This window comes from Micromonospora sp. NPDC049275, assembly GCF_043197115.1.
Classification (GTDB): domain Bacteria; phylum Actinomycetota; class Actinomycetes; order Mycobacteriales; family Micromonosporaceae; genus Micromonospora.
In genome coordinates, this window is sequence record NZ_JBICSN010000006.1 from 45,566 (window position 1) to 72,379 (window position 26,814).

A 26,814-nucleotide genomic window follows, 5' to 3' on the forward strand; every position below is an offset into this window, starting at 1 on the left:
GCAGAGCGGGGTGTTCGATCTAGCGTGGATACGTGACCAGAACGCTTCGCCTCGACGGCATCGACCGCAGCTTCGGCGACCGGCAGGTGCTCACGAACGTGTCCTTCGAGGTGGCCGCCGGCCGGATGACCGGCTTCGTGGGCGCCAACGGCGCCGGCAAGACCACCACCATGCGCATCATCCTGGGTGTGCTCGCGCCCGACGCCGGTGAGGTGAGCTGGGACGGCACCACGCTGACCCGGCAGGACCGGCGGCGCTTCGGCTACATGCCGGAGGAGCGGGGCCTCTACCCGAAGATGACCACCCGGGAACAGGTGACGTACCTGGGCCGGCTGCACGGCCTGAACGCGTCCGCGGCCCGGCGGGCCACCGACGCGCTGCTGGACCGGGTCGGCCTCGGTGAGCGCGGCGACGACCTGCTGGAGACGCTGTCGCTGGGCAACCAGCAGCGCGCGCAGATCGCGGCCGCGCTGGTGCACGACCCCGAGGTGTTGGTGCTCGACGAGCCGTTCTCCGGCCTCGACCCTCTCGCCGTCGACACCGTCGTCGCCGTGCTGCGCGAACGGGCGGCGGCCGGCGCGCCGGTGCTCTTCTCCAGCCACCAGCTCGACGTCGTGGAACGCCTCTGCGACGACCTGGTGATCATTGGAGACGGTGCGATCCGGGCCGCCGGCAGCCGCCAGCAGCTACGCGACTCGTACACCGTGCCCCGCTACGAGTTGGTGGTGGCGGCCGACGCCGGTTGGGTACGCGACGAACCCGGGGTGACAGTGGTCGAGCTGGACGGCCCCCGCGTGGTCTTCGACCTGCCGGCAGGTGCCGACGAACAGCCCGTATTGCGGGCGGCCCTCGCGCGCGGCCCGGTACGCGCCTTCCGCCCGGTCAGCCCCTCGCTCACCGAGATCTTCCGAGAGGTCACCCAGTGAACATCACCCAGGCCACCCGGCTGGTCGCCGAACGGGAGATCCGCGTCAAGCTGCGCGACCGCACCTTCCTGTTCGGCACGCTCTTCTACCTGCTGATCGCCGCGGCGAGCACCATCCTGCCGCCGCTGCTCTCCGGCGGGCCGTCCACGGTGGCGGTGACCGAGAGCGCGGCCGGTCCGCTGCGCGCCGCCGGCCTGGAGGTCCGGGTGGTCGCCGACGACCGGGCCGCCGAGCAGGCCGTCCGCGACGACGACGTGGACGCCGCGGTGGTCGCCGGACCCACCGTGTTGGCCCGGGAGGAAGCCCCCGACGACGTGATGAAGGCTCTGAGCAGCCAACCGACGGTACGACTGCTCGACCCGGACGCGGTCGACCCGGTGGTGGCGTTCCTGGTGCCGTTCGCCTTCGGGTTCGTCTTCTTCATCACCTCGCAGACGTTCGGTATACAGATCGCGCAGAGCGTCATCGAGGAGAAGCAGACCCGCATCGTGGAGATCCTGGTCGCCGCCGTGCCGGTACGGGCGCTGCTGGCCGGGAAGGTGGTGGCTGGCGCGATCCTGGCGTTCGCGCAGATCGCGTTGATCGCGGTGGTGGCCGTGATCGGGCTCCAGTTCGGCGACAGCGGCGGACTGCTCAGCCTGCTCGCCCCGGCGATCGGCTGGTTCGTGCCGTTCTTCCTGCTCGGTTTCGTGCTGCTCGCGGCAATGTGGGCGGCGGCCGGCGCGCTGGCCAACCGGCAGGAGGACATCGCCGCCGTCTCGACACCGGTGCAGCTCGCCGTGATGCTGCCCTTCTTCGCGGTGATCTTCCTGAACGACAACGACACCGCGATGCGGGTGCTGTCGTACCTGCCGTTCTCGTCACCCACGGCCATGCCACTGCGGCTGTTCACCGGCGATGCGGCCGGTTGGGAACCGTTCCTCTCGCTTCTGATCCTGCTGCTCGCCACCGGCGCGTTCGTGCTCGCCGGCGCCCGGGTGTACGAGGGATCGCTGCTGCGCACCAACGGCCGCACCTCCCTGCGCACCGCGTGGCGGGAGCGGGAGACGATCGGCTGAGCCGATGGTCCGCCGCACGGGCGTCGGTGTCCTGAGCGGACGTCGGCGCCCGTCGCGTACGGCACCGGCCCGAACGCCCTTCGGTGGCTCTGAACAGGGCGAACACTCCTACGGTGAGCCGATCCTCACGGCAACGACCTGATCGTCGCCTGCCCGGACCGGAAAGGCTCTCCATGACAACGGCAGCAGCGCGCCCTGGTGGACCGACCCGGCTCGCCTCGACCAGCACCACCGTCAACGCCGGGCAACTGCGCATCCGCACCAGCGCGACGGTCGGCAAGCCCGTGTGGGAGGACCTGGTCGGACATTTCGAGTTCGGGGTGACCGCCACGCAGCCGTACCGCCTGCAGTTCGACGCCTCCGCCGACGTCAGCCGTGACGTACGCGTCTCGGTCTCCCGGGCGGACACGCCCTTCACCTCGGCCGTCGACCAGACGGTCGCGCTCACCTCCACGACGCGCCGCTTCACCTTCGACTTCACGTCGCCCTTCGGCGACCCGAAGGCGGTCCTGCTGTTCCACTTCGGCAACCACGCCGCGTCGACGGTGCGGTTGGACAACATCTCGCTCACCCCACTGGCAACCCCTACCGGGTGCGGGTGCCGGTCAGCTACCCGGGCACCATGGACGACGTCGTGGCGCCGTCGCTGCACGCGGCCATCGACAAGGCGGCGTTCGACGTGTTGACCACCCTGTACCCGAGCCGGCGCACGGTCTTCGACGGCGCCTACGGCACCGCCGTGACGCGGCGGCCGACCGACGAAAAGACCGCGGTCAGCCCGAACTGGGGGCGCGTCACCCCGTTCGCGCTGACGGCGGGCAACCGGTTCCGACCCGGCCTGCCGGCCGACGCGGACGACTACGCGGACCTGCTCGCCACGGACGAGTACCGCCAGCAGGTCGAGGAGGTCGCACCCTGGCTGTGGCGGCCGGAGACCGCCACGTCTTCGCCACCCGGTTGCGACCGTGAGTCGTCCGGTCTGAAGGGCTCCCCGCCCGGCCCCGTGACCGGGCGGGGAGCGGCGCGTCACGGCGACGGCGCGCAGCCCCAGTGGCCGAAATCGCCGGTACGCGACCAGACCTCCCGTGCCGCCTCGATGTTCCAACCCGGATCCAACGCGGTCCGACGATCGACGCCGAGCCGCGACAACTCCACGTCGCTGAACTGGAACAACCCCCACCGCCGCGACCCGTCCGCGGTGACCTCCACCCGCAGCGGGTCCAACCCGGACAGACAGCGCGCCAGCCGCACCGCCTCCGCCGGGTCCTCCGGGAACGTCCTCCGCAGATGCTTGCTGACCCGGTCCTCCGGCCAGCTCGTCGCCACGACCGGATCGCCCGACAGCGCGTCGAGCACCGGCCCGTCCACCGCGCCGCTGACCGGCAGGCCGACAAGCGCCTGGAAGGCGATCACCCGGCTCGTCGTGTCCGGGCCGAACCAGCCGTCCGCCGGCACCCGCAGACCGCCGGCCACCAGCCGCTCCTGGAGCGTCAGGACGCACGGCCCGTACATGCCCTGGCGCAGGACGAGGGGGCAGGCGTCGGCCGACGCGGCGCCGACCGACGCGGTTCGCATGGCATCGGCGTGCGGCAGCAACGCCCCGACGGTCAGCGCGCTCGCCAGCGCGAGCGCCCCGAGCCGCAGCCGCCGCGTCGGCCGGGCGGACCGGTACACCCGGGCGATCGACAGCCGTGGCGGCACCGCCTCGGCCAGCACCGTCTCCGGCTGCGTGCCATCGACTGGTGTCTCGTCCGGCGACGACGCCGCCTGGTCGGCCCACCCCGTACGCTCGCCGAGTTGCGCGTCGATGTCGTGTCGGACCCCCACCCACCGCTCGATCTCCGCCGCTGGCCTCCCGCAGGCGATCAGCAGCGCCACGACGGTCCGCTCGCGGGGCAGGGTGGCCCGCCCCAGCATCGTGGCGAGGGTGCTCGGCGGCAGCCAGTGCCCGGCCGCCCCGGCCCGCCGGGAGATCTCCCGGTACGTCAGGCCGGAACGTCGCCGCACGTCCCGGAGCAACGCGACGTACTCCCCCGCCGTGGCCGCCTGCGGCACCGGATCCCGGACAACGTCATCCATCGGATCTCCCCGTGTCGTCGATGCGATCGGGCTCGGACCGGTGCCGGTCCGAGCCTGCGGTCGTCCGCCCCTCGGCGGCGCCGCCATCGAGAACTGACGCTAGACAGCCGGTTCGCCGAGAACAACGCCCCGATCGCGCCGCTGCGATGTCCGGGCAGCTCAGAGCTGCATGTCCGGGTCTTGTCCGACCATCTCGGACAGTCGGTCCCGGGGTCGCTTGCCCTGGCGCTGGCGGTGTCTGGACAATCGTGCGATGACCACGGGCGACCTACGACCGGACGAGGCGGCCGACCCGGTCGCGTTCGTCGACCTGCTGCGCCAGCTCAAGGACGCCTCACGGCTCACGTACCGGCAACTGGAGCAGCGCGCGGCCGCGGCCGGCGACGTGCTGGCCCGCAGCACCGCGGCCGACGTCCTGCGCCGTTCCACCCTGCCGCGACCCGAGGTGCTGGCCGCCTTCGTCCGCGCCTGCGGGGCGGGCGATCAGGTCGACGCGTGGCTGCGGGCGCGGGACCGGCTCGCCGACGGCGCGTACGCCCCGACGTCCCCCGCGCCATCCCGTCCGCCGACCGAGGTCGCCGGGTCGGCCTCGGCCGACGTTCTGGCCGGCGGGCGACCGGACGAGGCCGGCCCGCGCTGGTTCGCCCGACCCGCGCCGCTGGCGCTGCTCGCCGTCGCCGCCGTGCTGGCCGCGCTCGGCGCGTGGTTCCTGCGACCCGACGACGATGACCGGCGCCCGACCGCGCCGCAAGCCAGCGCGGGCACCAGTTCGTCGGCCACGACCGGTGTCAGCGTCGGGCCGTCGAGCGGGCCGAAGGGCGGCCCGGCCGAGATCCGCCCCGCCCGCAGCCCACAGCTCTGTCTCACCGAGGGGCATGATCGCACCGGCGAGTACCCGAGTGAGGTGGCGGTCCAGCGTCGCTGCACGGAGGCCACCCCGCCGGAGACCTACCTGCAACCGGTGACCGCCGGGTTGTACTTCATCAAGTGGAATCATCCCGTGCAGGGGCCGGGCTGCCTCACCATCCGCGAGGCCGATCCCGCCCGGAACCTGCTCGAACCCTGGAAGGAATGCCAGAAGGACAGAGAGATCCAGCTGTTCCGCTTCGAGCCGACCGGGTCGGCCCCGACCGCCTACCGCATCCGTCCGGCTCGCGGTGATCTGTGCGTCGGGTTGCGTGACGACGACGGCGCAGCGTCGGCGGACGCGCCGATCGAGGCGCTGGTCGAGCCGTGTACCGGCGGCGCGGACCAGGAGTTCCTCATCGCCGATCCGGCGGCCGGCTGACAGCCCGCGGGGGTCGGGGCCTGTTCACCGGGCGGGCGGCACCAGGTTCCAGTCGGCCGGCAGTCGAGGTGTCGGCCAGGTGGGGTCGGGCTGCCACCGCGCCCACGCCGGGTCCCACCAGCGCTGCCCCGCGTCGAGCAGGGCGGCGATCCGGTCACCCTCGTCGCGGATCGCCTCCGCCATGCCCGGGTAGCGCCCCTCGACGAGGCGCTGCGCGAACATCTCCACGTCCTTGAAGACGTACCGGTCGGCGTCCGCACCCCACCACAGGTCCAGCTCGTGGTCCAGAGTGTCCACCCCGATCGGGGTACGCCGCAGCGGATCCTGCAGGTTGAAGTACCAGCCGGCGAAGTCGCGTTGCGGCCCCGTCCAGAACACGTCGACGGAGTGCGCCTCACCAGGACGCTGCAGCATCAGCTTGCCGTGCCCCTGCCAGGCCGTGTGCCCGGCGGTCTCCCACGGGTGCCGCCCACACGGAAAGACGCCGCTGGTCGGGAAGCCGAACTCCGCCCCCGGCGGAAGGTAGAGGGCCAACAGGTCCGGCGAATCCTCCACGCAGATCGTCGGGCAGCCGAACCAGACCTCGCCGCGCAGGATCTCCCGCCGAACGACCAGGTCACCCGTCGCGAATCGCCGCTCCACCACGTCCCCGGAACCTCCTCGTTCTGATCGACTCGGGTTCACGGAAAGCGGGGTGTCCTCACGCGTCGGACACCCCGGCTTCCACGACGTCGAGTCGATCAAGGGCAGGCTGACATCACGCCGGCCGGGCCGGACGGGCCGCGTTTCAGGCGTCGACGGCTGCCATCACGTCGTCGCTGACGTCGAAGTTCGCGTAGACGTTCTGCACGTCGTCGCAGTCCTCCAGGACGTCGATCAGCTTGAAGATCTTGCGGGCGCCCTCTTCGTCCAGCGGCACGTTCATGCTGGGTACGAGGGAGGACTCGGCCGACTCGTACTCGATGCCGGCGTCCTGCAGCGCGGTCCGCACCGGGATCAGGTCGGTCGGCTCGGAGACCACCTCGTACGCCTCACCGAGGTCGTTGACCTCCTCGGCGCCGGCGTCGAGGACCGCCATCATGACGTCGTCCTCGCTGGTGCCCTCCTTGGGCACGATCACCACGCCCTTGCGGGAGAACATGTACGACACCGAGCCGGCGTCGGCCAGCGAGCCGCCGTTGCGGGTGAGCGCGGTCCGCACCTCGGTCGCGGCACGGTTGCGGTTGTCGGTGAGGCACTCGATGAGCATCGCCACGCCGTTGGGGCCGTAGCCCTCGTACATGATGGTCTGCCAGTCGGCGCCGCCGGCCTCCAGGCCGGAGCCACGCTTGACCGCGCGGTCGATGTTGTCGTTGGGAACCGAGCTCTTCTTCGCCTTCTGGATGGCGTCGAAGAGCGTCGGGTTACCGGACGGGTCTCCGCCGCCGGTGCGCGCGGCCACCTCGACGTTCTTGATCAGCTTGGCGAACATCTTGCCGCGCTTGGCGTCGATGACGGCCTTCTTGTGCTTGGTCGTCGCCCACTTTGAGTGGCCGGACATCTTCTACCTCCGTCTGTCATTGCACGCCTGCGTCGACTGCCGCACCGATTCCGCGCCGCATCCGGCGATCCGGCGGCCGGTCGGCCCCGCGGGAAGTGCCGCGCCGGGCGACGGCCCTGCCGAATCGCGGCAATCTTACCGAGGTCACACCGCGCCGTGTCACACCCGGGACCTGCCCGGGGTGCCGAACGGCGCGGAACCCGCCCTGGATCAACGATCCGGGGCCGGGATCCATGCCCTCCCGCCCGCGTCCGCCGCTCAGGCGGCCCGCACCAGCTCCACGAAGTACGCGTGTACGCGCAGGTCACCCGTCAACTCGGGGTGGAACGAGGTGGCCAACAGGTTGCCCTGCCGCACCGCCACGATCCGCTCGGCTGCCGGGCCGCCGGTCACCTTCCCGATCACCTGGACGGACGCGCCTACCCGCTCGACCCACGGCGCGCGGATGAACACCGCGTGGAACGGCTCCCCCGGCACACCGGCGATCTCCACCGGCGCCTCGAACGAGTCGACCTGCCGGCCGAACGCGTTACGCCGTACCGTCATCTCGATGCCGGCGAAGCCGCGCTGGTCGGCCCGGCCGTCCAGCACCTCGCTGGCCAGCATGATCATGCCGGCGCAGGAGCCGTAGACAGGCATGCCGCCGGCGATCCGCTTGTCGATCGGCTCGCGCATCTCGAAGATGTCGGCGAGCTTGCTCATGGTGGTGGACTCGCCGCCGGGGATCACCAGCCCGTCGACCGCGTCCAGCTCGCTCGGGCGGCGGACCGGGCGGGCGTCCGCGCCCGCCGCGGCCAGCGCCGCCACATGCTCCCGGACGTCTCCCTGGAGCGCGAGCACACCGATCACAGGTGCCGTCACCGCGTCACCACCACGCCTGAGTGGATCAAGGCTCACCAACCACGCTCGGCCAGGCGGTGCGGCTGCGGGATCTCGTCGACGTTGATGCCGACCATCGCCTCACCCAGACCGCGGGAGACCTTCGCCAGCACGTCCGGGTCGTCGTGGAAGGTGGTGGCCTTGACGATCGCTGCGGCCCGCTGAGCCGGGTTGCCGGCCTTGAAGATGCCGGAGCCGACGAAGACGCCCTCCGCGCCGAGCTGCATCATCATCGCCGCGTCGGCCGGGGTGGCGATCCCGCCGGCGGTGAACAGCACCACCGGCAGCTTGCCGCTCTCGGCGACCTCCTTGACCAGCTCGTACGGGGCCTGCAGCTCCTTGGCCGCGACGTACAGCTCGTCGGCCGGCAGCGAGGCCAGCCGGGCGATCTCCTGACGGATCTTCCGCATGTGGGTGGTGGCGTTGGAGACGTCACCGGTGCCCGCCTCGCCCTTGGAGCGGATCATGGCCGCGCCCTCGGTGATCCGGCGCAGCGCCTCGCCCAGGTTGGTCGCGCCGCAGACGAAGGGCACCGTGAAGGCCCACTTGTCGATGTGGTTCGCGTAGTCGGCCGGGGTCAGCACCTCGGACTCGTCGACGTAATCCACGCCGAGCGACTGGAGGATCCGCGCCTCCACGAAGTGCCCGATGCGGGCCTTGGCCATCACCGGGATGGACACCGCCTCGATGATCCCGTCGATCATGTCGGGGTCGCTCATCCGGGAGACCCCGCCCTGCGCGCGGATGTCGGCGGGCACCCGCTCCAGGGCCATCACCGCGACCGCGCCGGCGTCCTCGGCGATCTTGGCCTGTTCGGCGTTGACGACGTCCATGATCACGCCGCCCTTGAGCATCTCGGCCATGCCCCGCTTCACGCGGGCCGTGCCGACGACGGGGGCGGTACCGGTGGTCGAGGCGGTGTTTTCGGACACGGGTCATCGCTCCTTGGACGTGCGGTGGGGGTGGCAGCGAAAATGCTACGCACCTCGCAACGTCACGCCGACAGCCAATCAGACCCCCGGTGGCCTGCACTGTGGCCCTGCTCACCGCCGGGCCGGCCCGCGGCCAACCCCGTCAGCCGGCCGGAACGTCCGCCGGCACGACGAGCGTCGGGTCGTCGATGTCGAAGTAGCGCGGCCACTCCCGACCCCGCCCCATCCGCAACAACCGCACCAGCGGACGACTGCGCGCCGACCGGGCGTCGCGAACCAGGTCGGTGTGCACCTGCCGGGACAACGCGAGACGGCGGCTCGCCGCGATGACCGCCGTGCAGTCCGGATCGGCCGGATCCAGCCGTACCGAGCGCAACTGCCGGGTCAGGTCGTTCTCGGCCGCCTCCCGCTCCTGCGGCGGGGCGTCCAGCGCGATCCGGGCGGCGGCGTACAGCTCGACCCCGAAACGCCGCTCCGCCAGCACCGCGGCGGCCGCCGCCCGGCGCAGCAGGTGGGCGTCGAGGGCCCGCGCCGCAAGCTCCGCGCGGCCCTGCAGCCGATCGACCCGGCCGGCGGTCCAGATGAGGTACGCCGAAAGCACCCCCACGAGCACACTCGCGGCCACCACCCACCACATGTGCGGCATCGTAGTGCTGCTCCGTTTCTCCTCCGTTGCACGCGACCCCGCCGGTCACCGGCGTCACCGGCCGCACCATCCGTCACACGGCTCAGCCCAGCCCCACCCACTCCTGGTCGATGACCCGCCCGTCGGTCGCCTCGATCGCCGCTGCGTATACCTCAAGAACACGCCGCGCAACCACCGGCCAGTCGAAATTCGCCACCACCTGATCGCCGCAGGCGCTCAGCGTGGCCCGTCCGGCCGGATCGTCGAGCAGGTCGGACAGGGCGTCGCGCAGCCCCACCGCGTCCCCGGTGGGGAAGAGCCGCCCCGCCCGCCCCCCGTCGAGCACCCGGCGGAACGCGTCCAGGTCACTCGCCACCACACTGGTGCCGGCGGCCAGCGCCTCGGTGAGGATCATCCCGAACGACTCGCCGCCGGTGTTCGGCGCCACGTACAGGTGCACGCTGCGCAGCATCCGGGCCTTGTCCGCCTCGGAGACCAGCCCGAGGAACGTCACCCGCTCCCGCAGCGCGGCCGGGAACTGGTCGTACAGGTCGTCCGGATCACCCGGGCCGGCGACCAGCAGCCGCAGCCCCGGGCGGGTCGCCGCCAACGCCACGAAGGCGTCCCGCAGCACCGGGAAGCCCTTGCGCGCCTCCGTGAAGCGACCCAGGAAACCCAGCGTGCCGCCGGTGCCCGGCCCGCACTCCCCCGGCCAGTCCGGCAACGGCTGCGCATCGGCGAACTTCGCCACCGCCACCCCGTTGGGGATCTCCACCGCGCCGCCGTCCATGTGCTCGACCTGCACCTTGCGGGCCAGCGCGCTCACCGCGATCCGGGCGGTGATCCGCTCCAACACGATCTGCAGCACGCCCTGCGCGGCGGCCAGCACACGCGAGCGGGTCATCGCCGTGTGGAACGTGGCCACCACCGGCCCACGCGCGGACAGCACCGCCAGCAACGACAGGCTCAACGTCAGCGGCTCGTGCACGTGCAGCACGTCGAAGTCACCGTTGGTGAGCCAGCGCCGGACCCGGGCCGTGGAGACCGGGCCGAACGCGATCCGGGCCACCGACCCGTTGTACGGCAGCGGCACCGCCCGGCCGGCGGACACCACGTACGCCGGCAGCGCGGCGTCCTCGTCGGCAGGCGCGAGCACGCTTACCTCGTGCCCGAGGGTGATCAGCGCCTCCGCGAGGTCCATGACGTGGTTCTGCACCCCGCCTGGAACATCGAAGGAGTACGGGCAGACGATGCCGATCCGCACGCGTCAGCCACCCCCTTCAGGACCGGCCCGGGGCCGGCGCCGACAACTCCGCGCCCCCCGCGCCACGCTGGTCCAGCCACATCCGCTGCAACATGTGCCAGTCTTCCGGATGCCGGGCGATACCCGCCGCCAGACCGTCGGCGATCAGCTGGGTCAGCGACCGGGCCCGCTGGTCCAGCGGCCCCGTCTCGGGCCCCGGCACCGGCAGCGGACCGCTGAGCGAGGCGCACGCCGCGTCCTGCTCGTACCACATCGAGGCCACGTACAGCGGCGCTCCGGTGTGCAGCGCGAGCAGCGCCGGCCCGGCCGGCATGCGGGTCTTCCCACCGAAGAAGTCGACCTCCACCCCCCGGGCGGAGAGGTCCCGGTCGGCCAGCAACGGCACCACCGCACCGGCACGTAGCCGGTCCAGCAGCACGTCGAACGCCGGACGCGGCCCGCCGTGGGTCGGCAGGATCTCCATGCCCACGCTTCCCCGGAAGGCCACGAAACGCTTGTACACGCCCTCCGGCTTGAGCCGTTCCATCACCGTGGTGATCGGCCAGCCGGTGGCCGCCACCCAGGCGCCCGCGGCGTCGTAGTTGCCGGCATGGGGGAGGGCCACCACGGCGCCCCGGCCCGCGGCCACGTCGGCGGCGAGCAGCTCGGCGCCCTCGAGCCGGAACCCGGCCAGGATCTGCGCCCGACTCAACGCGGGCAGCCGGAACGCCTCCATCCAGTACCGGGCGTACGAGCGCAATCCCCGCTTGACGAGATCGTCCAGCTCGGCCTCGGGCAGCTCCGGGCCGACCACCCGGCGCAGGTTCGCGCGCAGTCGGGCGGTACCCCCTCCGCCGCGGCGGTGGGCGCGGTCCGCGCCCGCCTGAAACGCCGCCGCCACCAGCGGCCGGGGTAGCGCACGGGCCACCCGCCAGCCGGCGACGTAACCGAACTCGGTGAGGTTCACGCGGCCCCGCCGCCGGTCGTCCGGCGGCGGGCCGTGGACGCGCCGCTCACGCCTGGCCGTCCGGCTGGAGCTGCTGGGCCTGGCGGTGGACGTGCGCCATCCGCTGCCCCACCGTGAAGATCGAGATGGCGGCGAGCAGCCAGAGCGCGATCTCCAGCGCCGGCTTCACGCCGACACCGGTGAGGATTCCGCCGACCCCGACGATCAGCAGCCGCTCGGTGCGCTCGGCGATGCCCACGTTGCAGGTCATGCCGAGCCCCTCGGCGCGCGCCTTGACGTAGGAGACCAGGCTGCCGGCGGCCAGGCAGACCAGCGCGGCGGCCACCCCGGAGTGATCGCCCCGGGTGGCCAGCCAGTACGCGACCGCGCCGAAGACGGCGCTGTCGGCGACCCGGTCCATGCTCGAGTCGAGAAACGCCCCGAACCTGGTGGAGCCGCCGCTCATCCGGGCCATCGTCCCGTCGAGCAGGTCGGTGAGCGCGAACACGGTCACGATCAACGCGCCCGCGACCAGGTGGCCGCGGGCACCGAAGCCGAGCGCGCCGACGAGCACACCAACGGTGCCCGCGACGGTGACGGCATTGGGAGTGACGCCCGCGCGCAGAAGGGCACGGGCAATCGGCTCGACGACGCGGGTCATCCCCGCGCGGGCCGACACTTGGAAGATCTTCGCCATGGCGGTCCCCACGATAACGGTCCGCCCAGGTCCGCCGATACGGCCGCCCCTCCGACCCGCCCGGGAGAGGCTTGTGCCTACCCGACAACGGGTGTGAGATCGAGCCGGAGGGTGAGCCAGCTCACCCGCCTGCCCGTCCCGTTCCCGTTGTCCAGCAGACCACCGGAGGATACTGCCGCGCACTCGCCCCGGGCCGCTTCCACCTCGCGCGGCAGTCGCCACCCACCACCGGCTGAGGGAGGTGCGCCCCATGGCGCAGAAAAATCAGGAGAAGGGGTCCACCGGCGGCGCGCCGGTGGTGACCGAACCCGCGCGGGTTCGCAACGTGGTGCTCGTCGGCCACTCCGGAGCGGGCAAGACGACACTTGTCGAGGCCCTGCTCGCGGCCACCGGCACGATCGACCGGGCCGGCAGCGTCGTCGACGGCACCACAGTCGGCGACCACGACCCCGCGGCCGTACGCCAGCAGCGCTCGGTCAGCCTGTCCTGCGCGCCCCTGCTGCACAACGGCATCAAGGTCAACCTGCTGGACACCCCCGGGTACGCCGACTTCGTCGGCGAGCTGCGGGCGGGCCTGCGGGCCGCCGACGCCGCGCTGTTCGTCGTCTCGGCGGCCGGCGGGATGGACGCCGCCACGGTGGCGCTGTGGGAGGAGTGCGCGGCGGTCGACCTGCCGCGCGCCGTCGCGGTGGCCCGCCTGGATCAGCCCCGCGCCGACTTCGACGAGGCGGTGGCGCTCTGCCAGCGGGTCTTCGGCGACAACGTGATGCCGCTGTACCTGCCGATGCTCGGCGACGACGGTGTCTCCACCGAGGGCCTGCTCGGGCTGATCACCCGACGGGTCTTCGACTACTCCGCCGGGCTCCCCGCCGACGTGCGCGACCCGGACCCGGAGCACCAGCGGGCCATCGACGAGTCCCGTAACGAGCTGATCGAGGGGATCATCGCCGAGAGCGAGGACGAGACCCTCATGGACCGCTACCTCGACGGCGAGGAGATCAGCGACGAGGTGCTCATCGACGACCTGGAGAAGGCCGTCGCCCGGGGCCACTTCTACCCGGTCGTGCCGGTCTGCGCCGAGACCGGCGTGGGTCTGGACACGCTGCTGGAGGTGCTGACCGCCGCGTTCCCGTCACCGCTGGAGCACGATCTCCCGGCCGTCACCGGCGTGGACGGCTCGCCCCGCCCGCCGCTGACCTGCGACCCGGACGGCCCGCTGGTCGCCGAGGTCGTCAAGACCACCGTCGACCGCCACGTCGGTCGGGTCTCGCTGGTCCGGGTCTTCTCCGGCACGCTGCGCCCCGAGCAGACCGTGCACATCTGCGGGCACGGCATGGCCGAGCGCGGGCACCCCGACCACGACGCCGACGAGCGGGTCGGGCACATCTACACCCCGCTGGGCGCCACCCTGCGCGAGGTGTCGCAGTGCGTGGCCGGCGACATCTGCGCGATCACCAAGTCAGGCAGCGCGGAGACCGGCGACACCGTCTCGGCCAAGGACGACCCGCTGCTCATCGCGCCGTGGGAGATGCCGGAGCCGCTGCTGCCGGTGGCGATCGTCGCCCGCAGCCGCGCCGACGAGGACGCGCTGGCCCGCAACCTCGCCCGGCTCATCGCCGGCGACCCCACCCTGCGGTTGGAGCGCAACCCGGAGACCCACCAGCTGGTGCTCTGGTGCATGGGCGAGGCGCACGCGGACGTCGTGCTGGACCGCCTGCGCGCCGGCGGCGTGGAGCTGGACACCGAACCGGTCACGGTGTCGCTGCGCGAGACGCTTACCGCGCCGGCGTCCGGCCACGGCCGGCACGTCAAGCAGTCCGGCGGCCACGGCCAGTACGCGGTCTGCGACATCGAGGTGGAGCCGCTGCCCCGCGGCACCGGCTTCGAGTTCGTCGACCGGATCGTCGGCGGCGCGGTGCCGCACAACTACATCCCGTCCGTGGAGAAGGGCGTCCGCGCCCAGTTGGAGCGCGGGTTGGTCGCCGGTCACCCGGTGGTGGACGTGCGGGTCACCCTCGTCGACGGCAAGGCGCACAGCGTCGACTCCTCCGACGCGGCCTTCCAGGCCGCCGGAGCGCTGGCGCTGCGCGACGCCGCCGAGCGCGGCCAGCCGGCGCTGCTGGAACCGATCGACGAGGTGACCGTCCGGGTGCCGGACGGCTCGGTGGGCGCGGTGATGAGTGACCTGTCCAGCCGGCGCGGCCGGGTGCTCGGCACCGAACCCGACGAGGACGCCGAGGGCCGCACCCTCGTGCGTGCCGAGGTGCCGGCAACCGAACTGCTGCGCTACGCCGTCGAACTGCGCTCGATGACCGCCGGTACGGGCACCTTCCGCCGCCACTTCGTCCGCCACGAGCCCATGCCCGCCCACCTGGCCGACCAGGTCCGCAAGGAACACACCCCGTAACGCCGGGTTTCCGCGCCACCGTCCCCGTCGGCGGCCCGCCACGCGCAGGGCCGCCACGCGCGGGCCCGCCACGCGCAGGGCCGCACGCGCGGGGCCACCACGCGCAGGGCCGCACACGCGGGCATCCGGGCCGCACGCGGAGCGTCGCCTGCGGGAGGAACGATGGCGCTCCACGTGTTCGCGTCCTGTAGAGCTGCCCCACATCCGGGGCAGGGCTGCTGGAGCGGTCCACGCCCGAGCCGACGCTGCCCCACATCTGGGGCAGGTCGACAGGACGCGCCACCGGCACAGGACGCGGTACCGGCGTCGGTCAGAGCCCTTCAGTTCCGGCGCACGGGTGCCGTTCGGGGGCACCGCGACGCGCGGTCCCCGGAGGGTGTGACTGCGGCATCCCCTGCCGCCGAATGCGTCTCCGGCAGGCGGGCGCGGTGTGCGGGTCAGGGGTGGGTGGTGGGGTGGGTGGGGCGGGGCCAGTGTGGGCGGTCGGCGTCGTGGAGCGCGGCGGTGCGCAGGGCGGCGAGTTGGCGTTCCACCTCGACGAACTGGTCCGGCGCCAGCGGGCCCCGACGCATCGCGGCCGCGTTCTCCTCGACCTGGGCGACCGTACGGCAGCCGGGAATCGGGATGGTGCGCCCGCTGCGCGCCCAGATCCAACCCAGCGCGCCCTGGGCGAGGGTGCGCCCGTCGGCGGTCAGCGCGGCGCGGACCGCGCCGACCCGGCGCAGCCACTCCGGCGCGGGTCGGCCGCCCCGGAACCACTCCAGCCAGCCCGGCGCCAAGCCGCGCACGTCGTCACGGGGCAACGTCGACGCGGCCGTGTACTTGCCGGTGAGCAGGCCCATCCCGAGCGGCCCCTGGTTGACACTGGCCAGGTCGTACTTGTCGCAGACGGCGAGCACCTCGGGGGCGTCGCGCAGCACCGACAGGGCGTGCTGCACCGCGGTGGCCCCGGGAGCGGCGTGTCCGAACGCGGCGGCGCGGTCCGGGCGGTCGGTGCTCCACCCGTACGCGCGGATCAGGCCCTCGGCGACCAGGTCCTCGCAGACGCCGACAAGCGCCTCCGCACGGGGCACCGACAGGTCGGCCAGGTGCAGCTGGTAGAGGTCGATCCGGTCGGTGCCCAACCGGCGCAGCGACGCGGTCACGGCCCGCCGCAGGTACGCCGGTGACGCGTCCTCCCCGGTCGCCTGCCGGGTCGCCTCGTCGAAGGTGTAACCCCACTTGGTGGCGATCACGGCCTCGTCCCGGCGGCCGGCGAGGGCCCGCCCCAGCACCCGCTCGCCGTGCCCCGCGCCGTACGTGTCGGCGGTGTCGAAGAGAGTGATGCCCTCCTCGAGCGCCCGCCGTACCGCGCGAACGGACTCGTCGTCGTCGACCGCGCCCCAGCCCAGCGGCTGGCTGCCCTCCGCCCAGGGGCCGGAGATCGCCCAGCACCCCATGCCGAGGGCGCTGACCTCGATGCCGCTGCGCCCCAACACCCGTGTCGTCACTGCCATCGGCCGATCGTGCCACCTGCACCGGGCCGGGGCGTAGCAACTCCGGACGCCGAAACGCGGTACGCGCGCGTCGAGGCCGTACGGCATGATCGACGCCATGCGACGGTTGGGCGTGGACATCGGCGGTGTGCTCATCGAACCGGCCGACGACGATGCCGACACGTCGTTCTTCGGGGCGCACTACCTGCGCACGCTCATGGTCGACGGGGCGTTCGACGCGCTCGCGGCGCTCGGGCCGGCGTTCGACGAGGTGCACCTCGTCTCCAAGTGCGGCGAGTCCACCGAGCGGCGGACCCGGGAGTGGCTGGCCCACCACGACTTCGCGGCCCGCACCGGCATCCCCGCCGAACGGGTGCACTTCTGCCGGACGCGGCCCGCCAAGGCGCCCATCGCCCAGCGGCTCGGCCTGACCCACTTCGTGGACGACAGGCTGGAGGTGCTCGGCTATCTCGAGTCGGTGCCGCACCGCTACCTGTTCCGGCCCCGACCGGCGGAGGTCACCGCACACGCCGCGCTGCTGCCGGGCGTACACCGGGTGGGGAGCTGGGCGGAGCTGACCGACCTGCTGCGCGCCGACTAGCCGGACCGGCGCGGGCCTCGTGCCGGCGGGCTCGGGCCCGGCGGGTCAGGACGGCCAGGCGCGGGCGAGCAGGTCGCGGGTGTCGCCGAGCAGTTGCGGCAGCACCTTGGTGCGGCCGATCACCGGCATGAAGTTCGCGTCGCCGCCCCAGCGCGGCACCACGTGCTGGTGCAGGTGGGCGGCGATGCCCGCGCCGGCCACCCCGCCCTGGTTCATGCCCAGGTTGAAGCCGTGCGCGTTGCTGACCTTGCGGACCACACGCATCGCCGCCTGCGTGTACGAGGCGAGCTCGACGGTCTCCGGCTCGTCGAGGTCGGTGTAGTCGGCGACGTGCCGGTACGGGCAGACCAGCAGGTGCCCCGGGTTGTACGGGTAGAGGTTGAGCACCACGAAGACGTGCTCGCCGCGGGCCACCACCAGGCTCTCCTCCGGCGGGAGCCCGGGAGCCAGACAGAACGGGCAGCCGGTCGGTTTCTCGTAGCCCTCGGCCGGGCGGTCCTCGCCGGAGATGTAGGTCATCCGGTGCGGCGTCCAGAGCCGTTCCAGGCCGTCCGCCATGCCGTCGCTGTCCGTGTGCCGCTCCGCCCCTGTCACGAGCCGATCCTACGGAGCCGCGCGGGCCGGCCGCGACACCCGTCACCGGGAAACTCCTTGCTGCAAGTTGTTGACGGATTGGCGCTCGGATATGAAACTTCCATACATTCAGGCACTTGAATCGATGAATGGAGAGCTTCATGATCCGACGGCTCGGCACTGTCATCGCTGCGCTCGCGCTGGCCGCCGCCACCACGGTGACCGGGGTCACCCTCACCGCCAGCGCGGCACACGCCGACGGCTGCTACACCTGGGGTCGCACCCTGTCGCAGGGGATGTCCGGCGAGGACGTCCGGCAACTCCAGATCCGCGTCGCCGGCTACCCGGGCTACGGGGCCGTGCTCACCATCGACGGCGCGTACGGCCCGGCGACCCGGTCCGCGGTGATCCGCTTCCAGCAGGCGTACGGGCTGGGCGCGGACGGCGTCGCCGGGCCGCAGACCTTCAACCGGCTGTACGCCCTCCAGGACGACGACTGCACCCCCGTCAACTTCAGCTACGCCGAGCTCAACAACTGCAACAGCACCTGGTCCGGTGGGGCGGTCGCGGCGAGCACCGCCCGCGCCAACGCGCTCGTCTCGATGTGGAAGCTCCAGGCGCTGCGGCACGCCCTCGGCGACGTGCCCATCGCGATCAGCAGCAGCTTCCGCAGCTACGCCTGCAACAGCGCGGTCGGCGGGGCGTCGAACAGCAGGCACCTGTACGGCGACGCGGTGGACCTGGTCGGCTCACCGTCGCTGTGCCGGCTGGCCCAGCAGGCCCGCAACCACGGCTTCGGCCAGATCCTCGGCCCCGGCTACCCGGACCACAACGACCACACCCACGTGGCGGCCGTCGGCGGCTGGTCGGCCCCCACCTGCGGCATCTGACCCACCAGGCGTCGCCCGGCCGGGGGGAAGACCGCGCTCGAACAGGGAAATGGTGGCCTCCCACGCCGGGGAGGCCACCACTTCCTGGATCGAGCGCGATCAGGCACGGCGCGCGGCCGTGCCTACTCCGCAGCGGCCGACGGGCCGATGTTCGTGCGGGAGGTCACCACGTCGAGGACGTGGGTGACCGCCTCGGCGATCGGCACGCCGTTGCGCTGGGAGCCGTCGCGGTAGCGGAAGGAGACCGTGCCGGCGGCCACGTCGTCGTCGCCGGCGATCACCATGAACGGGATCTTCTGCTGCTGGGCGGTACGGATCTTCTTCTGCATCCGGTCGTCACCCGCGTCCACCTGCGCCCGGATGCCCTCGGCGCGCAGCGCCGCGACGAAGCCGTGCAGGTAGTCGGTGTGGTCCTCGCGGATCGGGATGCCGACCACCTGCACCGGCGCCAGCCAGGCCGGGAACGCCCCCGCGTAGTGCTCGGTGAGCACCCCGAAGAACCGCTCGATCGACCCGAACAGCGCCCGGTGGATCATCACGGGCCGCTGCCGGCTGCCGTCGGCTGCCTGGTACTCCAGACCGAACCGCTCCGGCTGGTTGAAGTCGACCTGAAGGGTGGACAACTGCCACGTCCGGCCGATCGCGTCCCGCGCCTGCACGGAGATCTTCGGCCCGTAGAACGCCGCGCCGCCCGGGTCGGGCACCAGGTCCAGGCCGGAGGTCTCGGCGGCGGTCCGCAGCGCCTCGGTCGCCTCCTCCCAGTCCTCGTCCGCGCCGATGAACTTGGGCGAGTCGTCGCGGGTCGACAGCTCCAGGTAGAAGTCGTCCAGGCCGTAGTCGCGCAGCAGGTCCAGCACGAAGCTGAGCAGCGTGGTCAGCTCGCCGGCCATCTGCTCGCGGGTGCAGTAGATGTGCGAGTCGTCCTGGGTCAGGCCGCGCACCCGGGTCAGGCCGTGCACGACGCCGGACTTCTCGTACCGGTAGACGGTGCCGAACTCGAACATCCGCAGCGGCAGCTCCCGGTACGACCGCCCGCGCGCCCTGAAGATCAGGTTGTGCATCGGGCAGTTCATCGCCTTGAGGTAGTAGTCCGCGCCCTCCAGCTGCATGGGCGGGAACATGGTGTCCGCGTAGTACGGCAGGTGACCGGAGGTCTGGAACAGCTGCGCCTTGGTGATGTGCGGGGTGTTGACGAACTCGTACCCCGCCTCCTCGTGCCGACGCCGCGAGTAGTGCTCCATCTCCCGGCGGATGATGCCGCCCTTGGGGTGGAAGACCGCGAGGCCCGAGCCGATCTCGTCGGGGAAGCTGAACAGGTCCAGGTCCGCGCCGAGCTTGCGGTGGTCGCGCCGGGCGGCCTCCTCCAACAGCTTCAGGTACGCCTTGAGCTCGTCGCGGGTCGGCCACGCGGTGCCGTACACCCGCTGCAGTTGGGGGTTCTTCTCCGACCCGCGCCAGTACGCGGCGGCCGAGCGCATCAGCTTGAACGCGCCGATCAGTCGGGTGGTCGGCAGGTGCGGGCCGCGGCAGAGGTCCGACCAGCAGACCTTGTCCTCCTTGGCGTCGAGGTTGTCGTAGATGGTCAGCTCGCCGCCGCCGACCTCCATCACCTCGTCGGTGTCCAGGCCCTCGCCCTTGACCTCGATCAGCTCCAGCTTGAACGGCTCGTCGGCCAGCTCGGCGCGCGCCTCGTCCAGGCTGCCGAAGCGGCGGCGACGGAACCGCTGCCCGCTCTTGACGATCTCCTGCATGCGCTTCTCGATCTTGCTGAGGTCATCGGGCTGGAACGGCTTGGCGACGTCGAAGTCGTAGTAGAAGCCGTTCTCGATGGGCGGGCCGATGCCCAGCTTGGCCTCGGGGAAGACGTCCTGCACGGCCTGGGCGAGCACGTGCGCGCTGGAGTGACGCAGCACGTTGAGCCCGTCCGGCGAGTCCAGGCTGACCGGCTCGACGACCGTCTCCTCGGCCGGCGCCCAGTCCAGGTCGCGCAACTGACCCTGCGGGTCGCGGACCACGACGATCGCCTTGGGGCCGTTCGCGGGCAGTCCGGCCGCGGCCACCGCGTCGGCCGCCGTCGTCCCGGCGGCGACGACGACGGGGTCGGCCACGGCGGGGGTACGGGGTGCGGACACGGTGACTCCTCCAAGCGGTACGAAACGGTGCCGATCCTCGGCTCTTGGCCGATGCTATCGGTCGCACCGTCGGCGCCCTTCAGACGGCTCGCGTTGAACCTTTCGCGCCTCGGATCCGAACTACGTGGTGTGGCCGGAAACCGGTGCCGGCCACGTCGAGACGGATGGGGGCACGAGATGGCGAGCACGCACGGCGGAGGCCGCCCGCGGCGGATCGCGGCGGTGACCGCGCTGACCGCCGCGGGGCTGCTGCTCTGGCCCGGTACGGCGGCGCACGCCGCGGACGTGACGACCACCCCGACCGAGGCACGGCAGGGCGACGCCGTACGGCTGGAGTTCAGCGTGCCCGAGGATCGGGCCGGCACCACCACCACCCGGATCGAGGTCCGGTTGCCTGCCGACGCCCCGGTGGCCGAGGTCTACCCGATGTCGGTCGACGGTTGGGCGCCCACGATCAGCTCTCGCACACTGGACACGCCGGTGGCCGGCATCCACTCCTCCGGGGTGAGCACCGTGACCACGGCGGTGACCTGGGTTCGGGTCGGCGCGGGCGCGTCCGGCCCGGCCCGCCTGGCCCTGTCCATGGGCCCGCTGCCGCAGGCGGAGCGGCTCACCTTCGAGGTCGTCCAGACGTACGCCGACGGCACTGTCGTCCGGTGGGCGGACGCCAGCGGCGCGCACCGGGCCCCGGTGCTGACGCTGCTGCCCGCTGCAGCGGGTGCGGCCGGACCGGCCGGACACGGCGGGCACGGCGCTCCGGCGGCCGGCGCGGCGAACGATCCCGGGGCCGCCGCGCGGGACGTCGACGGCGGCGACGCAGCGGTGAACGGATCGGGTGGCGCCGGCGAGGAGTCCGGCAACGCCGACGCGATGCTCGCCGGCGGGCTGCTGGCCGGCCTGGGCGGCGGCGCGGCGATCGGCTGGCTGGTCAGCCGGTGGCGGCGACGCGACCCGGCCGAGGACGCGGCCCTGGCCGAGATCACCGGCCACCCGGCCGAGGCCACGGCGCCTGCCGAGGTGACCGGCGACCCGGCCGAGGACGCGAACCTCGCCGAGATCACCGGCCGCGCGGGCGACACCGCCGCGCCCGCCGACCGCCAGCACGCTGCTCCCGCAGCATCGCGGTGATCCACTCGGGTTCCCGGAAACCGCGGCATCCAGGCCGCCCGGACAGCCCGATTTAGCGGTGATCCACTCGGGTTCCTGCAAACCGCGGCATCGCAGCCGCTTGGACACCCCGATTTGCAGGAAGCCGAGTTGATCATGGCCAGGGCGGCCAGGGCGGCCAGGGGCCCGGATGGTCAGGGGAGCCAGGTGGGTAGCGGCTCGCGGGCGGCCAGCCACGCCTCGGGCACCCCGCCCGGAGTGCCGACACCCGTGTACGCGGCCACGATCGCACCGACGATGGCGGCCGTGGTGTCCATGTCACCGCCCGCCCGGACACACCTCCGGATCGCCGTCGGATAGTCGTCGAGGTGGGTCGCGGCCACCCAGAGGGTGAATCCGACGGTGTCCTGCGCGGTCACCCGGGAGCCGTTGCCGAGTTCCGCCACCACCCGGTCCACCGGTCGGCCGAGCAGCCCCGCCGCCCGGTTCACGCTCCGGTGCACCTCGCTGCCCGGGTCCAGCGCGGCGGCGACCCCGGCGAGCAGACGGCCCGGAGCTGGCCGGTGCCCGTCGAGGCGGGCCCGGGCGGCGAGCGCGGCGGCGACGGCCACCGCCACCGCACCGGCGATCCCCTCGGGATGCGCGTGGGTCACCTCGGCCGAGGCGCGGGCCTGCGCGACGGCGCGGGCGGTGGAGTCGGCGAAGTACGCGCCCAGCGGGCCCACCCGCATCGCCGCGCCGTTGCCGCAGGAGCCCTGGCCGTCGAAGGCGGACGCGGCGGCCACCGGCCACGGGGTGCCGGTGCGGATCAGCCGCAGGATCGCCATCGCGCCGGCCCCGTAGCCCCGGCGTGGAGCACACCGCTCGGCGAAGGCCAGGGCCAGCCGGTCGCGGTCGACGTCGCCGGAGTGGGCCAGCTCGGCGAGGACCGAGCAGGCCATCTCGGTGTCGTCGGTCCACTCCCAGGGCGCGGGCGGCAGCATCGCGTCGGTCAGCTCCTCCGGCGGCCCCGGCAGGAAGTACCGTGCGCCGAGCGCGTCGCCTGTGGAGAGGCCGGCGAGGCTGTCCCGGGCGAGCGCCAGTCGGGCGTCGGCGAACAGGGTGAAGGACATCGTCGTACCAGCTTGCCCGGTTCCCAGGTACGTCGCAACGCGATCAACTTGCCAGGCCAAGTACGGTCTTGTCGTGGCCTCCGTGCTCCTGGTCGAAGACGATCACGTCGTACGCGGCGCGATGCTGCGGTCCCTCGCTGACCGGGGGCATGCCGTGCACGCCGTGGGCACCGCCCTGGACGCGCTGCGCCGGGTCGCCGCGGAGACACCCGACCTGGTGGTGCTGGACCTCGGCCTGCCCGATCTGGACGGTTCCGACGCGCTGCGGATGCTGCGCGGCATCACCGACGTGCCGATCATCATCGCCACCGCCCGCGACGACGAGCAGTCGGTGGTCAAGCTGCTGCGCGCCGGGGCCGACGACTACATGGTCAAGCCGTTCACGGGCGCGCACCTGGACGCTCGCATCACCACGGTGCTGCGGCGGGCCGGGCGGGCCAGCCGGACGGTGCAGCCCGCGGTGCACACGGTCGGCGGATTGCGGGTGGACGTCGGTGAGCGCAGCGCCCAACTCGACGGGGAGCCGCTCGCGCTGACCCGTAAGGAATTCGACCTGCTGGCGTATCTCGCCGCACGACCCGGGCGGGTAGTGTCCCGCCGGGAACTCTTGGAGGAGGTATGGCGGCAGCCATCGGTCGGCGAGGATCAGACCATCGACGTACACCTGTACTGGCTCCGCCGAAAGATGGGCGAGTCCGCGGCGAAGCCGCGCTACCTGCGCACCGTGCGGGGGGTCGGGTTCCGGCTGGTGGCACCGGACTGAGGACGGCGCTGGCCCTGCTCATGGCCGGCATGTGCAGTCTCGTCGCGCTCGCGTTCCTGATCCCGCTCGGGTTGAGCCTGCGGGGGCAGACGCGGGAGGAGGCGATCGCCGACGCGGCCCGACGCAGCGCCCTGGTGACCGGTGCGCTGGCGGTGAGCACGGACCCGACGGTGGTGGAACGCGCCGTCGTGGCCAGTGGTGACGGCACGTCGTCCCGGCCGGTGGTGCACGGCCTGGGGTTGGACGAGTCCGCCGGCCGCGCCAGCGGCAGCGACCTGGATCGGGCCCGCGCCGAGCGGCGCTCCCTGGTCACCGACGTCGACGGCGGGGTGGTCCGGCTCGACCCGGTGGTCCTCGGCGACCGGACGGCAGTGGTCGAGGTGTTCGTGGCGGACTCGACGTTGGGCGAGGGCGCCGGCGGCACCTGGCTGCTGCTGTTCGGGGTGGGCGCGGCGATGGCCGGCGCGGCGGTGCTGGTGGTCGACCGGGTGGCCGCCCGCGCGGTGGAGGCCACCCGCGGTCTGGTCCAGGCGGCCCTGTCGATCGGCGACGGCGACCTGGGCGTACGCGTGGACCCGACGGGCCCTCGTGAGCTGGCCGAGGCCGGGTACGCCTTCAACCGGATGGCCGACCGGCTGGACGCGGCGCGCACCGACGAGCGGGAGCTGGTGGCCGACCTGTCACACCGGCTGCGGACGCCGTTGACAGTGCTCCGGCTGGACGCGGAGGCGCTGGAGTCCGACGACACGAGCGTGGGCTCGTTCAGCCCGGCGGAGCTGGACCGGCTGCGGGGCATCCGGCGGATCCGGCAGGCGATCGTCACCCTCGAAGGCGAGATCGACGTGCTGATCAAGACGACCCGCAAGGCGGTGGCCCACGAGGCCGGCCCGGCGATGTGCGACGTCAGCGAGGTCGTCCGGGACCGGATGGTGTTCTGGGCGGCGCTCGCCGGTGACCAGAACCGACCGCACCGGGTCAGCGGCGCGCAGCTGCGCATCCCCGCGCCGGTGCCGCGCGCCGAGTTGGCCGCCGCGCTGGACGCGGTGATCGGCAACGTCTTCCGCTACACCCCGCAGGGCACGGCGTTCGAGGTGGCCGTGTCCCGCCGCGACGGGTACGTGGGGATCCGGATCGACGACGCGGGCCCGGGCATCGCCAACCCGGACCGGGCGCTGCGGCGGGGCACCAGCGACCAGGGCTCGACAGGCCTCGGCCTGGACATCGCCAAGCGGGTGGCGTTGCAGGCCAACGGCTCGGTAAGCATCGACCGGGCCCGGTTGGGCGGCGCCAGCGTGGTGATGCTGCTCGCCGACCCGGAGGCGACGCCCCGGCAGGTCAGCCGGTTCGGCCTCGTCGGTCGGATGGCACGCGACGCCCGGGACCAGAAGACGAGCGGCCGTCGCTGGCCCCGCCAGCGCCCCACCGACGACTGAGCCCTCCCCCACCGATCGGCCGACGAGGCGCTCCGATCGGCTGAGCGGACCGGGGCTGTGCGGCGGCGCAAGTCTTCCTTAGATCGCGGTTAACGACGGCGGTCAGGCGCTCGCGGGCTGACAGGATCAGAGCACGAACCCACCAGTTCCACCGGCCAGCGCACCGCGCACCCACCGGCCGGTGGAGCCACGCGCGCGGCGGGAGTCTCAGGTCCCCCCACACCAACGCTCCCGCCGCGCGCCCCTTCACCCGACCCGCCCGACCGGTGTCAACCGGCGGTGGCGAGGTACGCGTCGATCTCGGCGGCGATCCGCTGCTTGCCGGCCGGGTCGAGGAAGGACGCGGTGACCGCGTTGCGGGCCAGCGCGGCCAGCTCCTGCGGGCCCGCCCCGAGCAGCCGGGCCGCCACCGCGTACTCGTCGTTGAGGGTGGTGCCGAACATCGGCGGATCGTCGGAGTTGATGGTGACGAGCAGCCCGGCCTCCACCAGCCGGGGCAGCGGGTGCTCGTCGAGGCTGGCCACGGCCCGGGTGCGGACGTTCGACGTCGGGCAGATCTCCATCCCGATCTGCCGCTCGGCGAGGTACGTGAGCAGCTCCGGGTCCTGTGCGGCGGAGATGCCGTGGCCGATCCGCTCGGCGCTCAGCTCGTTGAGCGCGTCCCAGATCGTCTGCGGGCCGGTGGTCTCCCCGGCGTGCGGCACCGAGCGCAGCCCGGCCGCGCGGGCCTGGTCGAAGAAGGGCTTGAACTGCGGCCGGGGTACGCCGATCTCCGGGCCGCCGAGACCGAAGCTGATCAGGCCGTCGGGGCGCTCGTCGAGCGCGATGCGCAGCGTCTCCTCGGCCGCCGGCAGGCCGGCCTCGCCGGGGATGTCGAAGCACCAGCGCAGGTCGAGGCCGAAGTCGGCGGCGGCGCGCTTGCGGGCGTCCTCGATCGCCTCACAGAACGCCGGTGCGGGGATGCCCCGCCGCACGTGCGAGTACGGGGTGATGGTCAGCTCCGCGTACCGGACCTGTTGGCGGGCCAGTTCCCGGGCCACCTCGTGGGTGAGGAGCCAGACGTCCTCCGGGTCGCGGATGAGGTCGACGACGCTCAGGTAGACCTCGATGAAGTGCGCGAAGTCGCGGAACTCGAAGTAGTCGGCGAGGGCCGCCGGGTCGGCGGGCACCGGCGAGCGACCCTCGTGCCGGGCGGCCAGCTCGGCGACGATCCGGGGCGAGGCGGAGCCGACGTGGTGCACGTGCAGCTCCACCTTGGGCAGGCCGGCGATGAAGGTGGAAAGATCGGTCACGGGTTCTCCTGGGCATGGGCGCCGGTGCGGGCGACGACGAAGACGCGGCGGAACGGGAAGGGCACCTGACCGTGCCGCACCGGGTACGCGGCGGCGAGCCGTACGCCCAGCTCGGCCCGGAAGGCCGACCAGCCGGCGGCGTCCAGGGCGGCCCGGACGGGGCGCAGCGCGGTGCCCTCCATCCAGGCCAGCACCGGGTGGTCGGCGGCGGGTTCGGCCGGCAGCAGGTGCACGTAGGTAGTCTCCCAGGCGTCCACCGCGCAGCCGGCGCCGGTCAGCAGCTCCGCGTAGTCGGCCGGGTCGTCGACCGGGTCGGCGCGCAGCAGCGGAGCGAGCCGAGCACGCCAGGCCGGGCGGCCGGCGACCTCGCGCAGCGCCCGGTGCGACGGGGCGTCGAAGTTGCCGGGGACCTGCATGGCGAGCCAGGCGCCGGCGGGCAGCTCGGCGGCCCAGCGCCGCAGCAGCTCCTGGTGGCCGGGCACCCACTGCAGCGCCGCGTTGGTGACCACCACGTCCTCGTCGCCGGTCGGCCGCCACTCGCGCAGGTCGGCGACGGCGAACTCGACGGGGGTCGGCAGGTCGCGCGCCCGGTGGATCATCTCCGGCGCGGAGTCGAGGCCGAGGACCCGGGCGGCCGGCCAGCGCTCGGCGAGGGTGGCGGTGAGCTGGCCGGGGCCGCAGCCGAGGTCCACCACCGTGCGGGGCCGGTCGGCGGGGACCCGGGCCACCAGGTCGTGAAACGGTCGGGAGCGCTCGTCGCCGTAGCGCAGGTACGTCGTCGGATCCCACATCGTCGCCTCCAAACCGTACGTCCGT

At 72.9% G+C, this 26,814-nt stretch carries 25 protein-coding genes; 10 read left to right on the top strand and 15 right to left on the bottom strand.

All coding sequences use genetic code 11. From position 1 onward, the window contains the following. The first annotated feature begins 32 nt into the window (after window positions 1–32). The 3 genes from ACGFIE_RS19760 to ACGFIE_RS19770 all read left to right on the top strand — a co-directional run bounded on the left by ACGFIE_RS19760 (window position 33) and on the right by ACGFIE_RS19770 (window position 2,670). On the top strand, window positions 33–926 hold the full coding sequence (locus ACGFIE_RS19760; RefSeq protein WP_393296509.1) for an ABC transporter ATP-binding protein: 894 nt from the start codon (window positions 33–35) through the stop codon (window positions 924–926). After that, window positions 923–1,984, top strand: coding sequence for an ABC transporter permease (locus ACGFIE_RS19765; protein WP_393296511.1), 1,062 nt, complete (start codon window positions 923–925; stop codon window positions 1,982–1,984). Before ACGFIE_RS19760 ends, ACGFIE_RS19765 begins: the two co-directional genes overlap by 4 nt. 173 nt (window positions 1,985–2,157) lie before the next feature. After that, window positions 2,158–2,670, top strand: a complete 513-nt coding sequence (locus ACGFIE_RS19770) for a carbohydrate binding domain-containing protein (protein WP_393296513.1) — start codon at window positions 2,158–2,160, stop codon at window positions 2,668–2,670. A 340-nt stretch (window positions 2,671–3,010) separates the two neighbouring features. On the opposite strand, the gene ACGFIE_RS19775 is transcribed toward ACGFIE_RS19770, so the two are convergent. Further along, window positions 3,011–4,063 (bottom strand): peptidoglycan-binding protein, encoded by a 1,053-nt coding sequence (locus ACGFIE_RS19775; RefSeq protein WP_393296515.1) that lies wholly within the window; start codon window positions 4,061–4,063, stop codon window positions 3,011–3,013. 253 nt (window positions 4,064–4,316) lie between these two features. Between ACGFIE_RS19775 and ACGFIE_RS19780 the strand changes: the two genes are divergently transcribed. Beyond that, the gene (locus ACGFIE_RS19780; RefSeq protein WP_393296517.1) at window positions 4,317–5,351 is read left to right on the top strand and encodes a helix-turn-helix domain-containing protein; all 1,035 of its coding nucleotides are present in this window, start codon (window positions 4,317–4,319) and stop codon (window positions 5,349–5,351) included. A gap of 24 nt (window positions 5,352–5,375) precedes the next feature. Here ACGFIE_RS19780 and ACGFIE_RS19785 read toward each other — a convergent pair whose 3' ends face one another. The 8 genes from ACGFIE_RS19785 to pgsA form a co-directional block, all read right to left on the bottom strand. Continuing rightward, window positions 5,376–5,996, bottom strand: a complete 621-nt coding sequence (locus ACGFIE_RS19785; RefSeq protein WP_393296519.1) for a DUF402 domain-containing protein — start codon at window positions 5,994–5,996, stop codon at window positions 5,376–5,378. 142 nt (window positions 5,997–6,138) lie between these two features. Further along, a complete protein-coding gene (locus ACGFIE_RS19790) occupies window positions 6,139–6,891 on the bottom strand; it encodes a YebC/PmpR family DNA-binding transcriptional regulator (RefSeq protein ID WP_007458175.1) in 753 nt (250 codons plus the stop codon). Between the two features lie 258 nt (window positions 6,892–7,149). Further along, entirely contained in the window at window positions 7,150–7,752 is a 603-nt protein-coding gene (pdxT, locus tag ACGFIE_RS19795; protein WP_393296521.1) for a pyridoxal 5'-phosphate synthase glutaminase subunit PdxT, read from the bottom strand. A 32-nt stretch (window positions 7,753–7,784) separates the two neighbouring features. Then, a complete protein-coding gene (gene pdxS / locus ACGFIE_RS19800) occupies window positions 7,785–8,702 on the bottom strand; it encodes a pyridoxal 5'-phosphate synthase lyase subunit PdxS (RefSeq protein ID WP_363687085.1) in 918 nt (305 codons plus the stop codon). A gap of 142 nt (window positions 8,703–8,844) precedes the next feature. Next, a complete protein-coding gene (locus tag ACGFIE_RS19805; RefSeq protein WP_393296523.1) occupies window positions 8,845–9,348 on the bottom strand; it encodes a hypothetical protein in 504 nt (167 codons plus the stop codon). A gap of 82 nt (window positions 9,349–9,430) precedes the next feature. Further along, a complete protein-coding gene (locus ACGFIE_RS19810) occupies window positions 9,431–10,591 on the bottom strand; it encodes a glycosyltransferase family 4 protein (RefSeq protein ID WP_393296525.1) in 1,161 nt (386 codons plus the stop codon). A 16-nt stretch (window positions 10,592–10,607) separates the two neighbouring features. Continuing rightward, entirely contained in the window at window positions 10,608–11,537 is a 930-nt protein-coding gene (locus ACGFIE_RS19815; RefSeq protein WP_393296527.1) for a phosphatidylinositol mannoside acyltransferase, read from the bottom strand. A gap of 46 nt (window positions 11,538–11,583) precedes the next feature. Beyond that, on the bottom strand, window positions 11,584–12,213 hold the full coding sequence (gene pgsA / locus ACGFIE_RS19820) for a phosphatidylinositol phosphate synthase (RefSeq protein WP_393296529.1): 630 nt from the start codon (window positions 12,211–12,213) through the stop codon (window positions 11,584–11,586). Between the two features lie 250 nt (window positions 12,214–12,463). Between pgsA and ACGFIE_RS19825 the strand changes: the two genes are divergently transcribed. Continuing rightward, window positions 12,464–14,620, top strand: coding sequence for an elongation factor G-like protein EF-G2 (locus ACGFIE_RS19825; RefSeq protein WP_393296531.1), 2,157 nt, complete (start codon window positions 12,464–12,466; stop codon window positions 14,618–14,620). A gap of 437 nt (window positions 14,621–15,057) precedes the next feature. On the opposite strand, the gene ACGFIE_RS19830 is transcribed toward ACGFIE_RS19825, so the two are convergent. Next, complete coding sequence (locus ACGFIE_RS19830; RefSeq protein ID WP_393296533.1) at window positions 15,058–16,116, bottom strand: aldo/keto reductase; 1,059 nt, start codon at window positions 16,114–16,116, stop codon at window positions 15,058–15,060. Between the two features lie 97 nt (window positions 16,117–16,213). Between ACGFIE_RS19830 and ACGFIE_RS19835 the strand changes: the two genes are divergently transcribed. After that, window positions 16,214–16,696 (top strand): hypothetical protein, encoded by a 483-nt coding sequence (locus tag ACGFIE_RS19835; protein WP_393296535.1) that lies wholly within the window; start codon window positions 16,214–16,216, stop codon window positions 16,694–16,696. 45 nt (window positions 16,697–16,741) lie between these two features. On the opposite strand, the gene ACGFIE_RS19840 is transcribed toward ACGFIE_RS19835, so the two are convergent. Beyond that, a complete protein-coding gene (locus ACGFIE_RS19840; RefSeq protein ID WP_363687117.1) occupies window positions 16,742–17,254 on the bottom strand; it encodes an HIT domain-containing protein in 513 nt (170 codons plus the stop codon). 164 nt (window positions 17,255–17,418) lie between these two features. Between ACGFIE_RS19840 and ACGFIE_RS19845 the strand changes: the two genes are divergently transcribed. Continuing rightward, window positions 17,419–18,159 carry a D-Ala-D-Ala carboxypeptidase family metallohydrolase gene (locus tag ACGFIE_RS19845; RefSeq protein ID WP_393296537.1) on the top strand — a complete coding sequence of 247 codons (741 nt, stop codon included), beginning with the start codon at window positions 17,419–17,421 and terminating at the stop codon, window positions 18,157–18,159. Between the two features lie 122 nt (window positions 18,160–18,281). On the opposite strand, the gene thrS is transcribed toward ACGFIE_RS19845, so the two are convergent. Further along, window positions 18,282–20,291: a threonine--tRNA ligase gene (gene thrS / locus ACGFIE_RS19850; protein WP_393296539.1), complete on the bottom strand. Its 2,010-nt coding sequence runs from the start codon at window positions 20,289–20,291 to the stop codon at window positions 18,282–18,284. Window positions 20,292–20,468: 177 nt separating this feature from the next. On the opposite strand from thrS, the gene ACGFIE_RS19855 reads away from it, so the two are divergent. Next, window positions 20,469–21,419 (top strand): DUF1775 domain-containing protein, encoded by a 951-nt coding sequence (locus tag ACGFIE_RS19855; protein WP_393296541.1) that lies wholly within the window; start codon window positions 20,469–20,471, stop codon window positions 21,417–21,419. A 173-nt stretch (window positions 21,420–21,592) separates the two neighbouring features. On the opposite strand, the gene ACGFIE_RS19860 is transcribed toward ACGFIE_RS19855, so the two are convergent. Then, complete coding sequence (locus ACGFIE_RS19860) at window positions 21,593–22,510, bottom strand: ADP-ribosylglycohydrolase family protein (protein WP_393296543.1); 918 nt, start codon at window positions 22,508–22,510, stop codon at window positions 21,593–21,595. Between the two features lie 73 nt (window positions 22,511–22,583). On the opposite strand from ACGFIE_RS19860, the gene ACGFIE_RS19865 reads away from it, so the two are divergent. Both ACGFIE_RS19865 and ACGFIE_RS19870 read left to right on the top strand, forming a co-directional pair. Further along, window positions 22,584–23,273 carry a response regulator transcription factor gene (locus ACGFIE_RS19865; RefSeq protein ID WP_007458139.1) on the top strand — a complete coding sequence of 230 codons (690 nt, stop codon included), beginning with the start codon at window positions 22,584–22,586 and terminating at the stop codon, window positions 23,271–23,273. Between the two features lie 20 nt (window positions 23,274–23,293). Then, window positions 23,294–24,706, top strand: a complete 1,413-nt coding sequence (locus tag ACGFIE_RS19870; protein WP_393296545.1) for an ATP-binding protein — start codon at window positions 23,294–23,296, stop codon at window positions 24,704–24,706. 269 nt (window positions 24,707–24,975) lie between these two features. Here the strand turns inward: ACGFIE_RS19870 and ACGFIE_RS19875 are convergent, their stop codons facing one another. Both ACGFIE_RS19875 and ACGFIE_RS19880 read right to left on the bottom strand, forming a co-directional pair. Continuing rightward, window positions 24,976–25,998, bottom strand: a complete 1,023-nt coding sequence (locus ACGFIE_RS19875) for an adenosine deaminase (protein WP_393296546.1) — start codon at window positions 25,996–25,998, stop codon at window positions 24,976–24,978. Continuing rightward, window positions 25,995–26,789, bottom strand: coding sequence for a trans-aconitate 2-methyltransferase (locus ACGFIE_RS19880; RefSeq protein ID WP_393296548.1), 795 nt, complete (start codon window positions 26,787–26,789; stop codon window positions 25,995–25,997). Before ACGFIE_RS19880 ends, ACGFIE_RS19875 begins: the two co-directional genes overlap by 4 nt. Window positions 26,790–26,814: the final 25 nt, after the last annotated feature.

Excerpts from the sequence above, each read along its gene's own strand:
- ACGFIE_RS19770 (WP_393296513.1), top strand. The coding sequence starts at position 2,158 with ATGACAACGGCAGCAGCGCGCCCTGGTGGACCGACCCGGCTCGCCTCG.
- ACGFIE_RS19775 (WP_393296515.1), bottom strand. The coding sequence starts at position 4,063 with ATGGATGACGTTGTCCGGGATCCGGTGCCGCAGGCGGCCACGGCGGGG.
- ACGFIE_RS19805 (WP_393296523.1), bottom strand. The coding sequence starts at position 9,348 with ATGCCGCACATGTGGTGGGTGGTGGCCGCGAGTGTGCTCGTGGGGGTG.
- ACGFIE_RS19790 (WP_007458175.1), bottom strand. The coding sequence starts at position 6,891 with ATGTCCGGCCACTCAAAGTGGGCGACGACCAAGCACAAGAAGGCCGTC.
- ACGFIE_RS19780 (WP_393296517.1), top strand. The coding sequence starts at position 4,317 with ATGACCACGGGCGACCTACGACCGGACGAGGCGGCCGACCCGGTCGCG.
- ACGFIE_RS19855 (WP_393296541.1), top strand. The coding sequence starts at position 20,469 with ATGGCGAGCACGCACGGCGGAGGCCGCCCGCGGCGGATCGCGGCGGTG.
- ACGFIE_RS19830 (WP_393296533.1), bottom strand. The coding sequence starts at position 16,116 with ATGGCAGTGACGACACGGGTGTTGGGGCGCAGCGGCATCGAGGTCAGC.
- ACGFIE_RS19870 (WP_393296545.1), top strand. The coding sequence starts at position 23,294 with ATGGCCGGCATGTGCAGTCTCGTCGCGCTCGCGTTCCTGATCCCGCTC.
- ACGFIE_RS19835 (WP_393296535.1), top strand. The coding sequence starts at position 16,214 with ATGCGACGGTTGGGCGTGGACATCGGCGGTGTGCTCATCGAACCGGCC.
- ACGFIE_RS19840 (WP_363687117.1), bottom strand. The coding sequence starts at position 17,254 with ATGGCGGACGGCCTGGAACGGCTCTGGACGCCGCACCGGATGACCTAC.
- ACGFIE_RS19845 (WP_393296537.1), top strand. The coding sequence starts at position 17,419 with ATGGAGAGCTTCATGATCCGACGGCTCGGCACTGTCATCGCTGCGCTC.
- ACGFIE_RS19880 (WP_393296548.1), bottom strand. The coding sequence starts at position 26,789 with ATGTGGGATCCGACGACGTACCTGCGCTACGGCGACGAGCGCTCCCGA.
- ACGFIE_RS19825 (WP_393296531.1), top strand. The coding sequence starts at position 12,464 with ATGGCGCAGAAAAATCAGGAGAAGGGGTCCACCGGCGGCGCGCCGGTG.
- pgsA (WP_393296529.1), bottom strand. The coding sequence starts at position 12,213 with ATGGCGAAGATCTTCCAAGTGTCGGCCCGCGCGGGGATGACCCGCGTC.
- ACGFIE_RS19860 (WP_393296543.1), bottom strand. The coding sequence starts at position 22,510 with ATGTCCTTCACCCTGTTCGCCGACGCCCGACTGGCGCTCGCCCGGGAC.